The following is a 17,296-nucleotide window of genomic DNA, read 5'->3' as shown; positions in this document are numbered from 1 at the left end:
GGGGGAACCACATAGTGCACGTCGGCGGGTGTGTGTAGTCCGATGCCGGTGTGCCGATGCTCGTGGTTGTACCAGTTGGTGAAGGTGTTCATGAAGTGCCTTGCCTCACTGAGTGATCCGAAGCGTTCAGGAAATTGCGGCCCGTACTTCAATGTCTTGAACAGCGACTCCGAGTACGGGTTGTCGTTGGACACCCGTGGCCGCGAATGCGACCGGGTGACCTCCAGATCGGCGAGCAGCGCGGCGACGGTCTTGCTGGTCATCGACGTTCCCCGGTCGGCGTGCACGATCTGCGGTACACCATGCACCGTGAAGATCTGCTCCATCAGTTCCTTGGCCAGCACCCCGGATTCGTGGGCATGAACATCGACACCGACGATGTAGCGGGAGTAGATGTCGATCATCACGTAGGCATCGAAGTAGGTGCCCTTCACCGGCCCTGCGAGTTTGGTGATGTCCCAGCTGTACACCTGCCGCGGAGCGGTCGCGACCAACTCCGGGCACACCTTGGCCGGGTGCCGCGCCAGCCGGCGGCGTTCGGCGACCAGCGTGTTCTCTGCCAACACCCGATACATCGTGGACACCGAACACAGGTAGACGCCCTCGTCGAGCAGTTGGGCATAGATCTGCAACGGCGCGAGATCGACGAACCGGTCGCTGGTGAGCACCTCAAGGACCCGCCGCCGTTCCAGCTCTGTCAGCTTGTTGACCGGATCGGGCGCTGGTTGGGCCGCCACCGCGGGCGTGGGCGCGGTAGCGGCGGTGCGCCGCCGGGTCGCCGTCGAGCGCACCATCCCGGTCAACCCCGCTGCCCGTCTCGTGGGCACACCGCCGGCGATCAGCGACACGTAGGTTTCGGTCATCGCTTCTTGCGCTGCTCGTCGGAATCCGCTCTCTCGGAGAGAGTCTCCAAGAGAGCGTGCGCTTTTCCCATGATGTCCAGGGCGGCTTCGGTGGTGCTCAACCGCTTGCTCATTCGGGCGTTCTCCCGCCGCAGCCGAGCCATCTCGGCCTGCTCGGCGGTGAGTCTGCCGACCTTTTCACCGGGCTTCTTGCCTGCCAGCACCCCGGCGTCGCGCTGCTTGCGCCACTCGCAGATCAACGACGAATACAACCCCTCACGCCGCAAATAGGCACCGCCGTCGCCGTGCTCGCACGCCTGCTCGTAGCCCTGCAAATGGGCCAGCTTCTCGGACGCTGTGAACACGCGACGCCGCCGCGGCCCGTCAGCTCTCGGGTGAGTCGGATCCATCCGTTCATTGTCGTTCACCGGGATAATCGTGGAGCTCGTCATGATGTGCCGATCCGTATCTCGCCCTGCGGAGCAATGATCAGAACCTGTGGATGAGCCTCGGCGAGGCGGCGTAGGAAAGGGCGCACCTTCCCGAGGATGATCTGAATGTCGAAGGTCTGATCAAGAGCCGGCGTTGGCGCGCTGGTTCGGGAAGGTACGCCCATGCTCACGGTAGTTCACGATGCGGATTCATCCAACGAGGATGCTGGCTCGTCGCGGTCGTTGCTCGATGAGATTGTCCGCGACGGTGCCCGCCAGATGCTGGCCGCAGCGTTGCGGGCTGAGGTCGCCGCCTACATCGAGGCTCATGCCGGTGAGCTTGATGAGAACGGGCACCGGCTGGTGGTGCGCAATGGCTATCACCGCGAGCGCGAGGTGCTCACCGCGGCGGGCGCGGTGAGTGTGACCGCGCCGCGGGTCAATGACAAACGTGTTGACCCGGACACTGGTGAGCGGCAACGGTTTTCCTCGGCGATCCTGCCGGCGTGGGTGCGCAAGTCGCCGCAGATGACCGAGGTGTTGCCGTTGCTGTATCTGCATGGCTTGTCGACCAGTGATTTCGGTCCGGCGTTGGAGCAGTTCCTGGGCTCGGGTGCCGGCTTGTCGGCCACGACGATCACCCGACTCACCACGCAGTGGCAGGACGAGGCCAAGGCCTTCGAGGCCCGTGATCTGTCGGGCACCGACTACGTCTACCTGTGGGTCGACGGCATCCATCTCAAGGTGCGCCTGGAGCAGGAGAAGCTCTGTTTGCTGGTGATGATCGGTGTGCGCGCTGACGGCCGCAAGGAGCTGGTCGCGCTCACCGACGGGTACCGGGAGTCGGCCGAGTCGTGGGCTGATCTGTTGCGGTCGTGCCGACGTCGCGGGATGACCGCACCGGTGCTGGCCGTCGGCGATGGGGCCCTGGGGTTCTGGAAGGCCGTGCGTGAGGTGTTCCCGGCCACCGGCGAGCAGCGGTGCTGGTTTCACAAGCAGGCCAATGTTCTTGCCTGCCTGCCAAAGTCGGCTCATCCGGGGGCGATCGCGGCGATGCGGGAGATCTACAACGCCGAGGATATCGACCACGCGCAGGTGGCGATCAAGGCGTTCGAGGTGGACTACGGCGCCAAGTACCCCAAGGCGGTCGCCAAGATCGTCGATGACGCCGATGTGCTGCTGGAGTTCTATAAGTACCCGGCCGAGCACTGGGTCCATCTGCGCACTACCAACCCGATCGAATCAACGTTTGCCACGGTACGTTTGAGGACCAAGGTGACCAAGGGGCCGGGTTCACGCGTCGCCGGAATGGCCATGGCTTACAAGCTGATCGACGCCGCGCAAGCCCGCTGGCGAGCCGTCAACGCACCGCACCTGGTCGCTCTGGTCCGGGCCGGCGCGATCTTCCACAAAGGCAAACTGCTCGAGCGACCCACCGACATCACCCCGTCGGCGGACTCGGCACCGACCGAATCAACTGGAACGGAGGTCGCCTGAAACAAGCCGATCCACAGGTATTGACAATTCCTCCGCCCTGCGTCAGGCCGGTTTGCTATGAACCAGTGGACTCAACTCACCCTGACACGCAGGGTTCCGCCAAGAACTCCTACAGCAAGGGGACCATCATGAAGCAGAGTAACCAGATTCTCAGCATGTAGACGAACTGACAGACTGTCGCGAGTGAGGCTGATGCGTGCGTGTTAAAAGTGTCGGCTAACCCGGGGCACGGGTAGTGACGACCAGAGTGGCAGTCGACACCGTGTATCCGGGGTTGCCCTGTGCTTGTCGAGCAGTTCGGCCGCCGCGGCGGTAGTAGATCACGGTCTCGGTCTGATATCTGTCGTGTCCGGCATCGTCCTTGGCGGTGCAAAACCGTTCGTAGAGATCCATCTGAACATCTATGTCAGGCAGCGTGATTCGGGAAACGAACCGGTCTGGATTCTGGACCCGCAGCATCGGTGCCTGCCACCATGGAAGCTGCCCTCTTTTCAACTTGACCTCGGTGGTGTCCACTTGATGAGTAAGACCCAGCGGTCGCCGAGAGCCTTCGTCCTCGCCAGGATCGGGCTTAAGTCGCACGGCAATTGGTGAATTCATCCGTACCCCGGCTAATTGCGGTTTGACACCGCTAACTGTCTGGTCGAGAACGTTACCTTTGCCGTCACGCGACTTCTCGATGACATGTACGTCGAGCGTGCCGTCTTGCGTCGGTTCAATGAACACCTTGATGGGCGTTCCTTCTAGGGAATGGTCAATGACGGCGTAGGACGTAGTTCGGGTGCCCTCGCGGCTACGCCACCAGGGCGTGAAGGTTCGAACGTTGACGTTCGTGTGAGGGCGATAGCGGCAGTCCCATTTGACAGGCTTCACCGGCGGCAGCGTGTCGTCGAAGTGGACGTACAACTCGGCCTCGTAGCTCGGTTGGTTGCAGCCTTTGGGAAACTCCCTGTCTAATTCGGTTTTCAGCGTGAAGTTCGTCCCGCCAGGCTCTTGGAACGAAATAGTTCCGTCCAGTACTGTCCCGCTGCAGTCAGGCCAGTCATCGAAGATGTCGGTGAGCAGTCCAGCCAAGTACTCGATGCCTGCCTCTACCAAACCACCACCTCCACCAGCGACGATCTTCTTGGTCAGATCAAGGATGTCGCTTCCCTTCTCGGCGGCGAAGAGTGCCCCTAGGGCCTTATACAAGGCGGCACTTGCGGCTGCCGCCGCTGCCGCAGAGCCCACCAATAGCAGCGCTTTCGCGAGCTTGTACGGGTCATCGACCCCACGAACGTTAACGACGGTCACGCGCAGGGAGTGAGAGTCTGAGTGAGGAACGGGTTCATACACTGTGGTCAATCCCGGCTCCCACTGCTGGGCTGGCCCACCGTCAACGCTAAGCGTCATTTTGTCGTCAAATGTGGCCTCTACCGAGGGCTTGAAGCCCATGGGCTTCGGCGCGCCAATCACGATCGCCCGCGGAGTGCCCACACGATCGCCGCTGGTGTTGATTGTTTCCAGATAGACCAGAATATGGTCTACGTAGTCACCCTGCAGGGCCTTCTGATTGCACTTTATGGACGTCAACGAAACTGATACCGGCACAAGTCCTCCCGATTGCAGACCGATTCCACGTCATTATGGGCCGCGCTGATCGTTACGTCTAGAGTTTGCAACTCGCAGCACTGGGTCCCACGTCGCCGCGTCGTACCTGAGTTAGGACATTACCGGTTGGTAACTTGGCGCGCGTGGGTTTGACCTGCGGGTTCTCTGGGTGGGGTTCGGTGCTGGGGGTACTAGGCGAGTAGTTTTGGGCCGTGGCGTACGTGCGGAAGGTGCGCACGACCTCGGGCGCGGTCGCGGTGCAGGTCGCGCGCAAGGACAACGGTCGGGTGGTGGTGCTGGCGCACTTGGGTTCGGCGCATACCGATGCCGAGCTGGGGGTTCTGTTGGCGCGCGCCCAGGAGGTGGTGGCCGATGGCCAGCAGAGTCTCGATTTTGAGGTCAGCGCTCGCGCGCAGTCGCTGACCGACGTCGCCGACTACCGCGAGGCGGCGCTGCTGAAGGCATCGACGGCGGGCCGGGCGTTGGTCGCGCCGCCGGGGCGCACCACCGGTACCGGTTCCCGGCTGCTCTACGGGGTGCTCGGCGCGGTCTATGACTGGTTGGGTTTCGATGTCGTCGATGATCCGGTGTTCCGGGACTTGGTGATTGGGGTTCCCCTGAAAAAGTGGACACGGTTAGCTTGATTGCTGATTGATCCGTGCGGTGATCTCGAAGTCGATAGGTGAGATCATTCCCAGTGAACTATGCCGCCTGTCATGGTTGTAGTAGCGAAGGTAATTGTCAAGTCCCGCAGCAAGATTCGCATACGTTGTGAAGGCATGCCGCTTGTAGTACTCGTGCTTGACCGTCGACCACAGTGATTCGGACCCGGCGTTGTCCCAACATATGCCGGTGGCCCCCATAGAGCGGCGCAGGCCGTGATCGGAGCAGACTGTGGCCAAGTCGTGACTGGTGTATTGACTGCCCCGGTCCGAGTGCAAGATGGTGCCGGCCACCGACCCGCCGCGGGTGAACACCGCCGCGTCCACCGCCTGCTCGACGAGCTCAGTGCGCATGTGGTCAGCCACCGACCAGCCCAGCACCCGTCGCGAGTGCTCGTCGCGGATCGCGCACAGGTAGGCATCGCCTTCACCGCAGGTCAGATAGGTGATGTCGGAGGTCCATACCGCATCGAGGCGGCCTTGATCGAAGACCCGGCCCACCCGGTCGGGTGGGAAAGACGCCGCCGGGTCGACGACTGTGGTTTTGACCTTGAAGGTGCGCGGGCTGATGCCTTCGATGCCCATCTCGGCCATGATCGCCGCGACGGTGTTGACCGACACCGAGACCCCAGCGGCGTGCAGGTCGGCGGTGATCCGTGGTGAACCGTAAGTGCGTCGGGATTCTTGCCAGTGGGCCAGGATCTTGACCTCGAGATCGCGGCGCCACTGCTGCCGCGGCGTGGGTTCGGTGCGTCGCTGCCGTGCTTCCCAGGCGTAATAGCCCGAGCGTGAGACGTCGAGGAGCTCGGTCAGTGTGGCGATGTCGTGGTCGGCGCACTCCGCGGCGATGAGCTCAAACCGACTCACCGATGTTGCTGTGCCGCAAAGTACGCCGATACTTTTTTCAAGAAGGCGATATCTCGGTCCTTCTCGGCCAGTTCCGCACGCAGCCGCACCAATTCGGCGCGTTCACGGGCCGTCAGATCGCCTTCTGGCGGCCCATGGCGGGCATCGCTGGCCACCCCGTCGCGGACCCTCTCCTGACGCACCCACTTGCCCAGCAGACTCTCGTGCAGGTTCAGTTCGCGGGCCACCTCCGAGACCGGCCGGCCCCTGTCAATCACCCGACGAGCAGCCTCCACCTTGAACTCCGGTGTGAACGACCGACGCGTCCGCGACATATCGACATCCTTCCAGCAGGACACCGTCCCGCTATCTCAGGTGTCCACTGAAACTGGGGAACCTCCGATCGCCCGGATCGTTGAGCCGACCAGCAAGCTTGACTCGGCGAGGGTGTTGGCCGATCTGGGTGTCAAGACGGTGTCCTACCGCAGCGTTCAGCGGCATCTGGTCAAGACCATCGAGGGCCGGTACCGGGACATGATCGCCGCGAAATGCTTCGTCTATTCATCGGATTGCGGTGGGTTGAGCTTAATCCTTTATGACGCTACGACGTTGTACTTCGAGGCCGAGCGCGAGGACGATCTGCGTAAGGTTGGCTATTCCAAGGAACGGCGGGTGGACCCGCAAATCGTGGTCGGGCTGCTGGTCGACCGTACGGGGTTCCCGCTCGAAATCAGTTGCCACGAAGGTAATACCGCCGAGACCACCACGATCGTGCCGATCATCACCACCTTCGTGCAACGCCACCATCTGGAGGGCACGCCGGTGGTGGTGGCCGCCGACGCCGGGATGTTGTCGGCGGCCAACCTCAAAGCTCTCGACGAGCTCGGCTGCTCCTTTATCGTCGGCTCCCGCACCACCAAGGCTCCGGGGGACCTGGAATCCCATTTCCATTGGAACGGCGACGTTTTCACCGACGGGCAGATCGTGGACACCGTGACCCCGCGGCACGGCAACAGCGAAGTCAACGACACCGCGTTGAGGGCCGAACCGGTCTGGGATCCCGATCAGCATCCCAAGGCGTGGCGGGCGATCTGGGCTTACTCGGCCACCCGGGCCCGCCGCGACCAGAAGACTCTGGCGGCCCAGGAGGAACGCGCCCGCGCCATCGTCGACGGCGAACGATCCAGCAAGTCAGTACGCTTCGTCAAGGTCAAAGGCTCCGACCGCCATCTCGACGAAACCGCCCTGGCGCGGGCGCAGTCTCTGGTCGGCCTCAAAGGCTATGTGACCAACGTGCCCGTCACCGTGATGGCGGGCACCGAGGTGATCGCCAAATACCACGACCTCTGGAAAGTCGAGAAATCGTTCCGGATGTCCAAGTCTGACCTGGCGGCCCGACCGATCTTCCACCACACCCGTGACTCGATCGAAGCGCACCTGAGCATCGTGTTCACCGCCCTGGCCGTCTCCCACGCCATCCAGTCCCGCACCGGCCTATCCATAGCCCAAGTCGTCAAACAGCTCCGGCCCCTGCGTAGCGCCACGATCACCATCAACGGCACCACCCAAACCTTCCCGCCACACATTCCCCCACATCAACGCCACATTCTCGACTCACTCGGGATCAAAACGGGGTACTAAGCCAAATGTCCTAAGTCGGGTCAGTGGTCGGTGCCCACAAGAACCGCTGCGGCGTACCACCTGTCGTGTCGCCGAAGATGACGCCTGTATGGCCGGGCTGTGCCCCCACGGACAGGCACATGCGGTAGGAGTGTGCAGGAACTATCCGGCGGGTGTCGGCCTTGGCATTCGCCTGCCCAATCGGCTCACCCATCGCGGCAGCTTTAAGGGCTCTTCATGATTGAGGGTGTAGAACGGTCAGCTGCTGTCGGCCTGTGATTGGGGTGTCTGGTTGGCTGGGTGTGTGCCGGAGGAGAAGCGGAAGAGTAAGAGGAAGAGCGCGGTGTCCGGGGGTGGTGTGGACCTGTCGATGCTGCAACAGCTGATGGCCGATGCTGGCCGGGATTTGTTCGCGGGAGTGTTCGATGAACCGACACCCGAGGTGGGAGCTGTGCCGGAGCGTGTGCGGGGTTTCCGGGTGCGGGTCGACCTGATGTACGCCAAGCCGCCGATCTGGCGTCGTCTGGTCCTGCCGGGTGACCTCGTGCTCGATGAGCTGCATGACGTGCTGCAGGTTGCGATGGGCTGGCAGGACGGTCATCTGCATAAGTTCGGTGTCGGGGCGGACCGGCGTACCCGTGTCTACTTCGTCACCAGATTTGATCTCAGCGAAGGCGACGACGGTCTCGTCGAGGACGGTGTGCGCCTGGATCAGGTGGTCTCCGGTAAGGGCGACCGGTTGTTCTATGACTACGACTTCGGCGACGGATGGGAGCACGTGCTGGTGGTCGAAGACGTTCTCGATGATCCACCTTCGGCTCCGGTGTGCCTGGCGGGCAAGATGGCCTGCCCGCCGGAGGATTGTGGTGGCTTGGGCGGCTATGAGGAATTGGCTGCGTGGGTTCGTGGCGGGTACGACCCGCGGGCAACACCGATGGGGCTGGGTGCGCAGGAGATGCGCGACTGGCTGCCCCGAGGCTGGCACCCCGATCGTTTCTCGGTGACCGAGACCAATGACGCTCTGGCCGCGTCGAATATGCGTTGAGGACTCTTCACTGCCGAGGTGCAAGGAGCTGAGTTCGGAAGCCTCCGGTCTCGAGCAGTGACCGGGCGATGTAGTTGGTGAGGTTGCGGAAGCCCAGCGCGGATCCGCGCAGGTGTTCGAGGCGGCCGTTGATCGCTTCGGTGGGCCCGTTGGAGGTGCCGGGGCGGTCGAAGTAGGCCAGCACGTCGGCGGCACGCTTCTTCAGGGTCCGTCCCAGGGTGATCAGTTCGGTCAGCGGCTTGGGAACGCCGGTGCTCAGCGTGGTGATCAGCGCCGCCATCATCGTGCGGCCTTTCGTGCGGTCGGGTTCACGATACGCGGCCACGGTGCGCTGATACATCTGCCAGGTGGCCTCGACTTCTGCGTGGGCGTCGGCGGCGAACAAGGCGGCCAGCCGGGTGCGCTGGCGGTCGGTGAGCAGATCGGCACCGGTGTGCAGGGTGCGTCGGCAGGTGTAGAGCGGGTCGGACTTGCGGCCGCGGTGCCCACATGTCGCCAGCTGCACCCGGCGGCGGCACTCATCGAGGGCGTTGCCAGCCAGGCGCACCACGTGGAAAGGGTCCATCACCGTCGCCGCCTCGGGCAGTTCCTCGGCGGTAGCGGTCTTGAACCCGGAGAAGCCATCCATAGCAACAACGTCCACGCCGTCACGCCAGTCCTGCGGCCGCTCGGCCAACCAGTCCTGAAACGCCTTTTTTGAGCGACCCTCGACCATGTCGAGCAGCCGAGCCGGACCGGTCCCGTCACGCACAGGGGTGAGATCGATGATGACGGTGACGTACCTGTCACCGCGACGGGTGTGCCGCCAGACGTGCTCATCGACGCCGATCACCGCCACGCCGTCGAAACGGGCCGGATCGGCGATCAGCACCCGTCGGCCTTCTGCCAGCACCGCGTTGTTGGCGGTGTTCCACGACACCGCGAGCGCTTCGGCGATGCGAGCCACGGATAGATGCTGGCAGACAATGGCTTCCAGCGCCCACCGCAGAGCACGCCGCGACAGCTTGGCACGTGGTTCGGCCATCCTGGTGGTGTCTTGTCGCCACACGTGGGCGCAGCCGGCGCACCGGTAGCGACGGATGGTCACCAGCAGTGTGGTGGGGCGCCACCCGAACGGCTCATGGGCCAGAGTACGGGTGAGGCTGTCGCGTGGGATGCCTTCTTCGCCGCAGCGACGACACCACCGGTCCTCGTCGGTCACCCGGCACGCCAGCACAGCACGGCCGGGCTCAAGGCGTTGTCCGGTCACCTGCAGCCCAAGTTCGTCGAGGCGGCAGAAAGTCGTCAGGTCAGCGCAGGCGAAGCCCGCCCGACCGGTAGCGTCAGGCACGTCGAGGTCTTTCGGATGAGGAGTGTAGGAACCCTCATTTTCGAGAGACCTCGACCTCTATCCCGGCAACGACGCGCCAACCACCTCTACACCCTCATCTGTGAAGAGCCGCTTTAAGTTCCGCCAATAGGATGCTGCCTGCCCGGCCCGCGATACCGGCCAGCTTGTCAATCTCGGACACCGTGAAAATAACCGGGTCGTTATTACCGTTCGTGAACTGTTGCGCTATACCTTCGCCAGAACCTAGCGGCAATTCAAAGATGTCACCGGGCAATGCGGCCCGCGCCACGCTATCGCTAACACCCTTACCGCTGCCCGACTTACCCACAAATGCACAAAACAGATTCAGGCTGGCACGACCACCAATAACGGGCGGCAATTGCACGGCAGCCGGAACGCTGGCAGCGACCCGCAACAACACGCCGAAGAACACCGCCCACGGTGCCGCATAACGTGCCCTCGCCCATCCATGAATTTTTTCTAACTGTTCACTACCAGAGTTCAGGAAGAACTCATCACTATTCATCGTCCATCTTTCATATTTTGCAGCACAAATAGAGATGCGCTTAGTTAATTGCCGAACCTGCTAAGCGCAGCTAAGCGGCGCTAAACATGGCGTCGAAATGCGCCACAATCTCATCGCGCTTCCATACGCGACGACGGCCCAACTTGGCCGATTTGGGGAGTTGACCTAGCCGTTCCCAGTAGCGCACAGTGTCGATGCTCCGACCGCAGACCCCAGCGATACCGGCAGCATCAATAAATGGCTGATCTGACACTTTCTAACCCTGGCTTCCTCGGCACCATGAATAACCCGTGCCGTATAGGCGTTGCGCGGTTGCGCACTGGACACCGGGGTTACGTGAAGTTGCTGGGTTAGCTGTCGTTTCTAGCTGCTGTGGGCGTCCACTGGTGAGAAGTGTACCGAACATGTGTGCGACGGCGGCACACCGCGCTCATGTCGGCGCGTCGCCCTACTTGAGCACTGAGTCAATCGCGTCCCGCGTCCGGTCGTCTGAGTCCGGCCACAAGTGCGAATAGGTGTCCAGCGTCTCCGCCGCCGACGCATGGCCTAAGCGGGCCTGAACCGTCTTGACAGACTCCCCGTACCGGATAAGCAAGCTTGCGTAGTAGTGCCTCAAGGTATGCAGCCCGCTACGTGGCGGGAGCTTCGCAGCTCGCGCCCCCACGTTCCAGTGGTAGCTAAACGACGAACGATGTCCGCGGCCATGAAAAAGTACCCACTGGTGGCCAGGTAGAGGTATCCAGTTTTGGCCAGGTAAAAGTATCCACCCTGTGTTCGTCGTGTCGATCAGGAACTGCGGGCCCCGATGGTGACGGTGAAGGCGCCAACCAATCGCCGTCACCACCGGGGAGTTCCATTGAAGTCTGCGAGGGACCGTATGGACATCATTTCTACCTATCAACAGCTCGGGTCGTACCGAGCCGCCGCCGATGCGTGCGGCACCACTCACCGGACCGTCAAGAAGGTCATGGACAGGTTCGAAGCCGACCAGGCGGGCGTGCCGCCGCAACCACGGGCCGAACGAACCCACAACTACGATGCGGTGGCCGACCTGGTCGCCGAGCGTGTCGAGAAATCGCAGGGCCGCATCTCGGCCAAGCGACTGCTGCCGATCGCGGTGGCCGCCGGCTATGTCGGTTCTGATCGGAACTTTCGGCGCCTGGTCGCTGATGCGAAAGCGTTGTGGCGCAGTGAGAATCACCGTGGCCGCCGCCCGGCGGTGTGGTCACCGGGACAGTATCTGGTGATCGACTGGGCCCAGGCCGCGCCGGGGTTGTTCCTGTTCTGTGCGGTGCTGGCGTTCTCCCGATGGCGGTTCGTGCGGTTCGCCGCCGATCAGCGGGCGTCGACGACGTTGGCGTTGATCGGCGAGGCCCTGGCCGCGATCGGCGGGGTCCCGGCGCGGGTGCTGGCCGACCGGATGGCTTGCCTCAAAGGTGGTGTGGTCGCCAATGTTGTTGTCCCCACGCCTGATTACGTCCGTTTGGCGTCTCATTATGGGTTCGCCCCGGACTTCTGCCACGCAGCTGATCCCGAATCGAAGGGCATTGTGGAGAACCTGTGCGGGTATGCCCAACGCGACCTCGCGGTGCCATTGTTGACCCAGGCCGCTGTTGATGGCGTGGCGGTCGATCTGCGGTCCGCCAATGCTGCTGCGGCGGCGTGGTGCGCCGAAGTCAACGCCGCGATGCACTCGGAGATCTGCGCGATCCCCGATGAGCGGCTGATAGCCGAACGTGAACTGCTGCAACGCTTGCCGTCGTTGCGGCTGCAGATCGGGGCGCCGTCGGTGCTCCGCAAGGTCGACCGGCTCTCGTGTATCCGTTACGGTTCGGCCCGCTACTCGGTACCCGTCCGGCTGATCGGGTCCACCGTGGCGGTGGTGGTCGATCACGGCGCGGTCTGCCTGGTCGAACCCAGTACGGGAATGATCGTGGCTGAACACGAACTGGTTGCCCCTGGCGGCGCATCGATTCTCGATGACCACTACGACGGGCCACGGCCCGAACCCAGCCGTGGCCCGCGACCGAAAACCACTGTGGAGAAACAGTTCTGCGAACTCGGCGCCGAGGCCGAGGCATTCCTGGTCGGCGCGGCAGCGATCGGCAACACCCGCCTGGGCGCGGAGTTGGAAATCCTGCTCGCCCTAGGTGCCGCTCACGGTGAACAGGCGTTGGTGGCCGCACTGCGCCGGGCGGTGGCGTTTCGGCGATTTCGGGCTGCTGACGTGCGCTCGATCCTGGCTGCCGGCACCGGAACACCGCAACCCCGACCGGCCGGCGATGCGTTGATCCTGGACCTACCCGTGGCCCCGACCCGCTCCCTGGACGCCTACAAAATCACCCCCGCCCTCGACGGCGAGGCCACCCCATGACCAAGACATCATCGGTGATATCCGCCAAACCTGTTGCACCACCTTCGATCCCACCGCTGGCCGCTGATCTGGATGCCGGGCTGCGGCGGTTGAAGCTGGCCGCGATACGACGCAGCGCACCGGAGGTTCTGCTCACCGCCAAGACGCAACGCTGGACCCCTGAGGAAGTGCTGCGCACCCTCATCGATACCGAACTGGCCTCCCGCGATGCCTCCAACATCGTCAACCGACTCAAGGCCGCAGCCTTCCCGGTACCCAAGACACTGGAGTCCTTCGACGTCACCGCCTCGTCGATCCAGTCGAAAGTTCTCGACTACCTTGCCAGCCTGGAATGGATACGGGCGCACCAGAATCTGGCGATCATCGGCCCCGCCGGCACCGGCAAAAGCCATACCCTGATCGGGCTGGGGACCGCCGCGATTCACGCCGGGCACAAGGTCCGCTACTTCACCGCCGCTGACCTCGTCGAAACCCTCTACCGCGGCCTGGCCGACAACACCGTCGGCAAGATCATCGAATCCCTACTGCGGGTCGACCTCATCATTTTGGATGAGCTGGGCTTCGCCCCGCTGGATGACACCGGCACCCAACTGTTGTTTCGCTTGGTTGCCGGCGCCTACGAACGCCGCTCCCTGGCCATCGGCTCGCACTGGCCCTTCGAACAATGGGGTCGATTCCTGCCCGAGCAGACCACCGCTGTCAGCATCCTGGACCGCCTCCTGCACCACGCCACCGTCGTCATCACCGACGGCGACTCCTACCGCATGAAAGACGCCCAACACCGAAAGGAGAACCCACCACCGACCTAACAATCACCAAACACGGGGCGGATACTTTATTCCGGCCACCAGTGGATACTTCAACCTGGCCATTGACAAACGAGGGATAGGCTTTCCGCGCCACGTGAACACCAGCCCATCGGGACCGGGCGGAAACTGTTCCAAGTGCTCTTTTAGTGCCGCCACCACCACATCGGGCAGCGGAATAGTCCGGTAGCTCGCCCGCGTTTTCAGCGGCCCCAACGTCAGGGGGTTCGCTCGGACGAGTTGCTGGTCAACTTTCACGGTGCCACTACGGTCGCCGGGCTTCTCGGGCAGGTAAAGCCGATCTACGACCAGGCCGAAGCACTCCCCTTTCCGCATCCCGGTTCCAGCCGCGAACGTCGCCAACACTTGCAGCTCTACGGGCAACTTGCTCCGCACAATCTCGAATTGTTCAGTCGTCGGCGGCACAACCCGCTTGGGTTCCGCTTTCGGGAGCTTGGTGCCATCGCACGGATTAGACGCGATGCACTTGTCGCGCACCGCATCCTTGAAGATGCCGAACACGACGCCGTGGAGAACCCCCACGGTCGCAGGTGCCAGCTCAACCCCGGCAATCCATGCCTGTTGTCAACGACGGTCGAAAATTGACCCCGTAGCGTCGGTTGAATTTTGACCCCCTTGGTTGTGGTTACTTGCTGGTTCTGACCAGTTCTCGGCGTGTTTTGGTCCGGTAGGAGTCGCCGTTGATGGTGATGACTTCGGCGTGGTGGACCAGTCGGTCGATCAGGGCGGCGGCGACGATCTCGTCGGCGAAGACTTCGCCCCAGCGGCCGAACGGCATGTTCGAGGTGATCAGGATCGATCCCTGTTCGTAGCGGCTGGCGATCAGTTGGAAGAACAGGTTGGCGGTGTCCGAATCGAACGGCAGGTAGCCGATCTCGTCGATGATCAGCAGTCGGTAGCGGCGCAGCCGTTTGAGCTCTTGTGGCAGGCGGCCGCTGTTGTGGGCGTCGGTGAGCCGGGCCGCCCAGCCGGTCGCGGTATCAAAGAGCACCGGGTAGCTGCTCTGGGCGGCCTTGATGCCCAGAGCGATGCCCAGATGAGTTTTGCCGACCCCGGGTGGTCCGAGCAGAATCACGTTGTCGCCCTTGGCGATCCATGTGCTTGTCGCCAAGTGTGCGATCACATCCCGCGGCAATGACGGTACATGGTCAAAGGTGAAGTCTTCCAACGTTTTTGTCGCCGGGAACCGGGCACCGGCAATACGTAATGCGGTGCCGTTGGCTTCGCGTTCGTTGACTTGGCGCTCCAGGACCGCGGCCAAATATTGTTCGTGGCTCCACGTTTCGGCGCGAGCCCGCTCAGCCAGCTCAGCCCACATCCGCCGGATCGTCGGGGTTTTCAACACCCGGGCCAGATACTCGATCTGTTTACCAATCTCGCTGTGGCCGTGCATGTTTGGGTCGTTCATGATGGTTCTCCCAGGACGGTGAAATCAACGCCGAACAGGTCGTCGTAATCGGGCAGGGAACGGATCGGCACCAGGTGCCCGTCACGGTGGGTGCGCACCCGACCGCTATCGCCGGTGGTGCGTTGTTGGTGGTAGTGGCGGCGCAGCAGCGCGGCGGCGGCCACGTGCTGCGGGTCGGTGAGCGTCATGTGCCGGGCCCAGCACCGCTGATGGGTGGCGACTACCTGCCCTTCGCAGGTGACGATCACGCGATCGAGGGTGGCGGTGATATCAACAAGCCGACCGATGACCGCCGGATGCACCGAGTAGTCGTTACCGGCGACCCGCACGTAGTAGTCCCGCGCCAGGCGCACCCGATGGCAGATGCCGGTCGCCGGGGGTACCGGCGGCAGCAGTGTCATCCCGGCCAGGTCCTCGGCCAGCAGATCGATCGGACGGGCCCGGATCGAACGCACCCGAGTGGTGTTGGCGTGCTCGGTCAGCCACGCCTCGAACTGGGTGTTGAAATCGGCCGGCGAACCGAACACCCTGCCTGGCAGGAACGAGGTCTCAAAGAACCTGTTGTTGCGTTCAACCATGCCCTTGTACTCAGGGTCCGCCGGTGGAGCCAGCTCCAGGCGGGTGCCCAACGTCCCAACAAACGACGTGGCCACCACCGTGGGCCGGCCCGTGCCGCCGATCGCAGACTCGCGGTCCCACACCAGTTTGGCGGTCACCGCGCCGATCCGGCTCAGCAGCTGCCACATCCCGGCCAGAATGTCGCCGCCCTGGCGCGAGGGGATCATCAACCCGGCCCGGAACCTCGAATACGCCAACGTCATCACCAACACCGGCAAGATCGCTAACTGGTTGTGGCCCAACGGGATACGGTAGTCGGGGAACCACAGGTCCCACTGCGAACAGGCCCCCGGCTCGTAGATCACTCGATCAGCCGGATCGAGGCCGCGGTACTCCGGGCGGATCACCCGCACCCGGTCTTTGAGCACCGTGATCGACCTGGTCCACCCGATCCGCTGTGCGATCACCGTCGCTGGCATCCGCGGATGGTCCTTGAGCAACGCCCGGATCTGCGGTTCGAACGCATCCACTGCCGAACCCCGCGGTGCCCGCGAGTACTGCGGCGGCGCATCGGCCGCCAACGCCGACCGCACCGTATTACGGGCCACACCGAGCTGACGCGCGATCTCCTTAATCGGCACCTGCTCCGTGCGATGCAAACGGCGGATCTCCGCCCACTGCTCCACTGAAATCACCCTCCTATCAATGACGGGGGTCAAAATTCACCCGTCGACAGGGGGTCAGTTTTCAGGCGTCGTCAACACCTGTATCTCACTCGGGAGGATCGCAGATATCGGGCGGTCACCGAACACCGGATAGGTGTGGAGCCGTAAGCGGCTCTCGACGTGGTCCGCTGAGCTGTCCCGGTGAACCTGTCGCTTGCGCCACGCCTCCGCGTAGTCACGGAACGTGACCTGTCCCGCCGCCGGGGTCGATGTAACTGCCGGTGTGCAAGTCGGAGTCAACTTGCCTTTTATGCGCATCTGCTTCGGCGCGCTTCGCGTATGACTTGGTGAGTTCCCTGCCCGTCTCATCGACCCACCGGCAACGCCACCTTCGGCCCTTGTCATGGAGCTTGGTACACACCATCGTGCCGGGCGTTTTGAAGTGGGTGCGGTCGGTGCACCACAACGCGCCGTCTGCGTTGTCGGCGGGGTAAAACACCTGCTCACCCTTACGGGGTACTCGGTGCCATTGATCTTCAACGCGTGCCCCTGGGGAACGACGCTTCACGCCCGGTGTGCTCACGAGACGGGATCGTAATCTGCCGTGCGTAGCCTCTGCGTAGCGGCTGGGCCCAGCGGCCTTATATTGCCTGTTAAACGGTGGCGGGCGGACGAGCTGGCCTGTAAGCCGGATTCTGTTCCCCGCCACCATCACTGGTGCCGGGGCGGCGACCATCCATCTGGGCACACCGTCGCCGGGTGCCTCGAGCGGCCTACCCGCAGGCTCGGGCGAGCAGCCCTCGGGCACCTGCGCGGGCCGCAACCAGGTTGCGGCCTTCTTGGCCTTGCTTCGGGTGGGGTTTACCTAGCCACTCCGGTCACCCGGAATGCTGGTGCGCTCTTACCGCACCGTTTCACCCTTACCGTCTTCGCACCAGGCTCAGACGGCGGTCTGTTTTCTGTGGCACTGTCCCGCGAGTCACCTCGGATTGCCGTTAGCAATCACCCTGCTCTGTGAAGTCCGGACTTTCCTCGAAACCTTCCGGTCCCGCGGCCGCCCGGCCAACTCGTCCGC

At 63.2% G+C, this 17,296-nt stretch carries 13 protein-coding genes, 1 other RNA gene and 3 pseudogenes; 6 read left to right on the top strand and 11 right to left on the bottom strand.

All coding sequences use genetic code 11. The annotated features are described in order from the left end of the window. Positions 1–11: 11 nt before the first annotated feature. Positions 12–1,252 (bottom strand): annotated as a pseudogene (locus tag ACZ5IQ_RS09835) (IS3 family transposase); the annotation flags it as partial. A 204-nt stretch (positions 1,253–1,456) separates the two neighbouring features. Between ACZ5IQ_RS09835 and ACZ5IQ_RS09830 the strand changes: the two are divergent. Further along, positions 1,457–2,770, top strand: a complete 1,314-nt coding sequence (locus tag ACZ5IQ_RS09830; RefSeq protein WP_052536990.1) for an IS256 family transposase — start codon at positions 1,457–1,459, stop codon at positions 2,768–2,770. Positions 2,771–2,986: 216 nt separating this feature from the next. On the opposite strand, the gene ACZ5IQ_RS09825 is transcribed toward ACZ5IQ_RS09830, so the two are convergent. Further along, the gene (locus tag ACZ5IQ_RS09825) at positions 2,987–4,360 is read right to left on the bottom strand and encodes a hypothetical protein (protein WP_464481170.1); all 1,374 of its coding nucleotides are present in this window, start codon (positions 4,358–4,360) and stop codon (positions 2,987–2,989) included. Between the two features lie 212 nt (positions 4,361–4,572). On the opposite strand from ACZ5IQ_RS09825, the pseudogene ACZ5IQ_RS09820 reads away from it, so the two are divergent. Continuing rightward, positions 4,573–4,968: pseudogene (locus tag ACZ5IQ_RS09820) on the top strand (IS1634 family transposase); the annotation flags it as partial. Between the two features lie 27 nt (positions 4,969–4,995). Here the strand turns inward: ACZ5IQ_RS09820 and ACZ5IQ_RS09815 are convergent. Beyond that, entirely contained in the window at positions 4,996–5,889 is an 894-nt protein-coding gene (locus ACZ5IQ_RS09815) for an IS3 family transposase (RefSeq protein WP_260932168.1), read from the bottom strand. Beyond that, positions 5,886–6,203, bottom strand: a complete 318-nt coding sequence (locus ACZ5IQ_RS09810; protein WP_260932170.1) for a transposase — start codon at positions 6,201–6,203, stop codon at positions 5,886–5,888. Before ACZ5IQ_RS09810 ends, ACZ5IQ_RS09815 begins: the two co-directional genes overlap by 4 nt. A gap of 67 nt (positions 6,204–6,270) precedes the next feature. Here ACZ5IQ_RS09810 and ACZ5IQ_RS09805 point away from each other — a divergent pair. Both ACZ5IQ_RS09805 and ACZ5IQ_RS09800 read left to right on the top strand, forming a co-directional pair. After that, positions 6,271–7,509, top strand: a pseudogene (locus ACZ5IQ_RS09805) (IS1634 family transposase); the annotation flags it as partial. Between the two features lie 322 nt (positions 7,510–7,831). Further along, entirely contained in the window at positions 7,832–8,533 is a 702-nt protein-coding gene (locus tag ACZ5IQ_RS09800) for a plasmid pRiA4b ORF-3 family protein (RefSeq protein ID WP_052583420.1), read from the top strand. Between the two features lie 7 nt (positions 8,534–8,540). On the opposite strand, the gene ACZ5IQ_RS09795 is transcribed toward ACZ5IQ_RS09800, so the two are convergent. From ACZ5IQ_RS09795 to ACZ5IQ_RS09785, 3 genes are all read right to left on the bottom strand, one after another. Continuing rightward, positions 8,541–9,863 (bottom strand): ISL3 family transposase, encoded by a 1,323-nt coding sequence (locus ACZ5IQ_RS09795; RefSeq protein WP_052545499.1) that lies wholly within the window; start codon positions 9,861–9,863, stop codon positions 8,541–8,543. A 94-nt stretch (positions 9,864–9,957) separates the two neighbouring features. Further along, positions 9,958–10,389: a hypothetical protein gene (locus ACZ5IQ_RS09790; protein WP_464481169.1), complete on the bottom strand. Its 432-nt coding sequence runs from the start codon at positions 10,387–10,389 to the stop codon at positions 9,958–9,960. A gap of 448 nt (positions 10,390–10,837) precedes the next feature. Next, positions 10,838–11,230: a tyrosine-type recombinase/integrase gene (locus ACZ5IQ_RS09785; protein ID WP_371824564.1), complete on the bottom strand. Its 393-nt coding sequence runs from the start codon at positions 11,228–11,230 to the stop codon at positions 10,838–10,840. A gap of 15 nt (positions 11,231–11,245) precedes the next feature. Here ACZ5IQ_RS09785 and istA (ACZ5IQ_RS09780) point away from each other — a divergent pair, with 15 nt between their 5' ends. Together istA (ACZ5IQ_RS09780) and istB (ACZ5IQ_RS09775) are read left to right on the top strand one after the other, a co-directional pair. After that, a complete protein-coding gene (gene istA, locus ACZ5IQ_RS09780) occupies positions 11,246–12,763 on the top strand; it encodes an IS21 family transposase (RefSeq protein ID WP_138248116.1) in 1,518 nt (505 codons plus the stop codon). After that, on the top strand, positions 12,760–13,572 hold the full coding sequence (gene istB / locus ACZ5IQ_RS09775; RefSeq protein ID WP_138248115.1) for an IS21-like element helper ATPase IstB: 813 nt from the start codon (positions 12,760–12,762) through the stop codon (positions 13,570–13,572). Before istA (ACZ5IQ_RS09780) ends, istB (ACZ5IQ_RS09775) begins: the two co-directional genes overlap by 4 nt. A gap of 3 nt (positions 13,573–13,575) precedes the next feature. Here the strand turns inward: istB (ACZ5IQ_RS09775) and ACZ5IQ_RS09770 are convergent, their stop codons facing one another. The 4 genes from ACZ5IQ_RS09770 to rnpB all read right to left on the bottom strand — a co-directional run bounded on the left by ACZ5IQ_RS09770 (position 13,576) and on the right by rnpB (position 17,291). Then, the gene (locus tag ACZ5IQ_RS09770; protein ID WP_464481168.1) at positions 13,576–14,091 is read right to left on the bottom strand and encodes a tyrosine-type recombinase/integrase; all 516 of its coding nucleotides are present in this window, start codon (positions 14,089–14,091) and stop codon (positions 13,576–13,578) included. 124 nt (positions 14,092–14,215) lie between these two features. Next, positions 14,216–14,998, bottom strand: coding sequence for an IS21-like element helper ATPase IstB (gene istB / locus ACZ5IQ_RS09765; protein WP_212812412.1), 783 nt, complete (start codon positions 14,996–14,998; stop codon positions 14,216–14,218). Then, complete coding sequence (gene istA, locus ACZ5IQ_RS09760) at positions 14,995–16,251, bottom strand: IS21 family transposase (protein ID WP_165605542.1); 1,257 nt, start codon at positions 16,249–16,251, stop codon at positions 14,995–14,997. The genes istB (ACZ5IQ_RS09765) and istA (ACZ5IQ_RS09760) overlap by 4 nt, the downstream gene beginning before the upstream one ends. Positions 16,252–16,889: 638 nt before the next feature. Next, positions 16,890–17,291: RNase P RNA component class A (rnpB, locus tag ACZ5IQ_RS09755), an RNA gene on the bottom strand. Positions 17,292–17,296: the final 5 nt, after the last annotated feature.

This window comes from Mycobacterium toneyamaense (genome assembly GCF_055384815.1).
The sequence above is the reverse complement of the archived record's forward strand: the minus strand, read 5'-3'. Positions and strand labels throughout refer to the sequence as shown.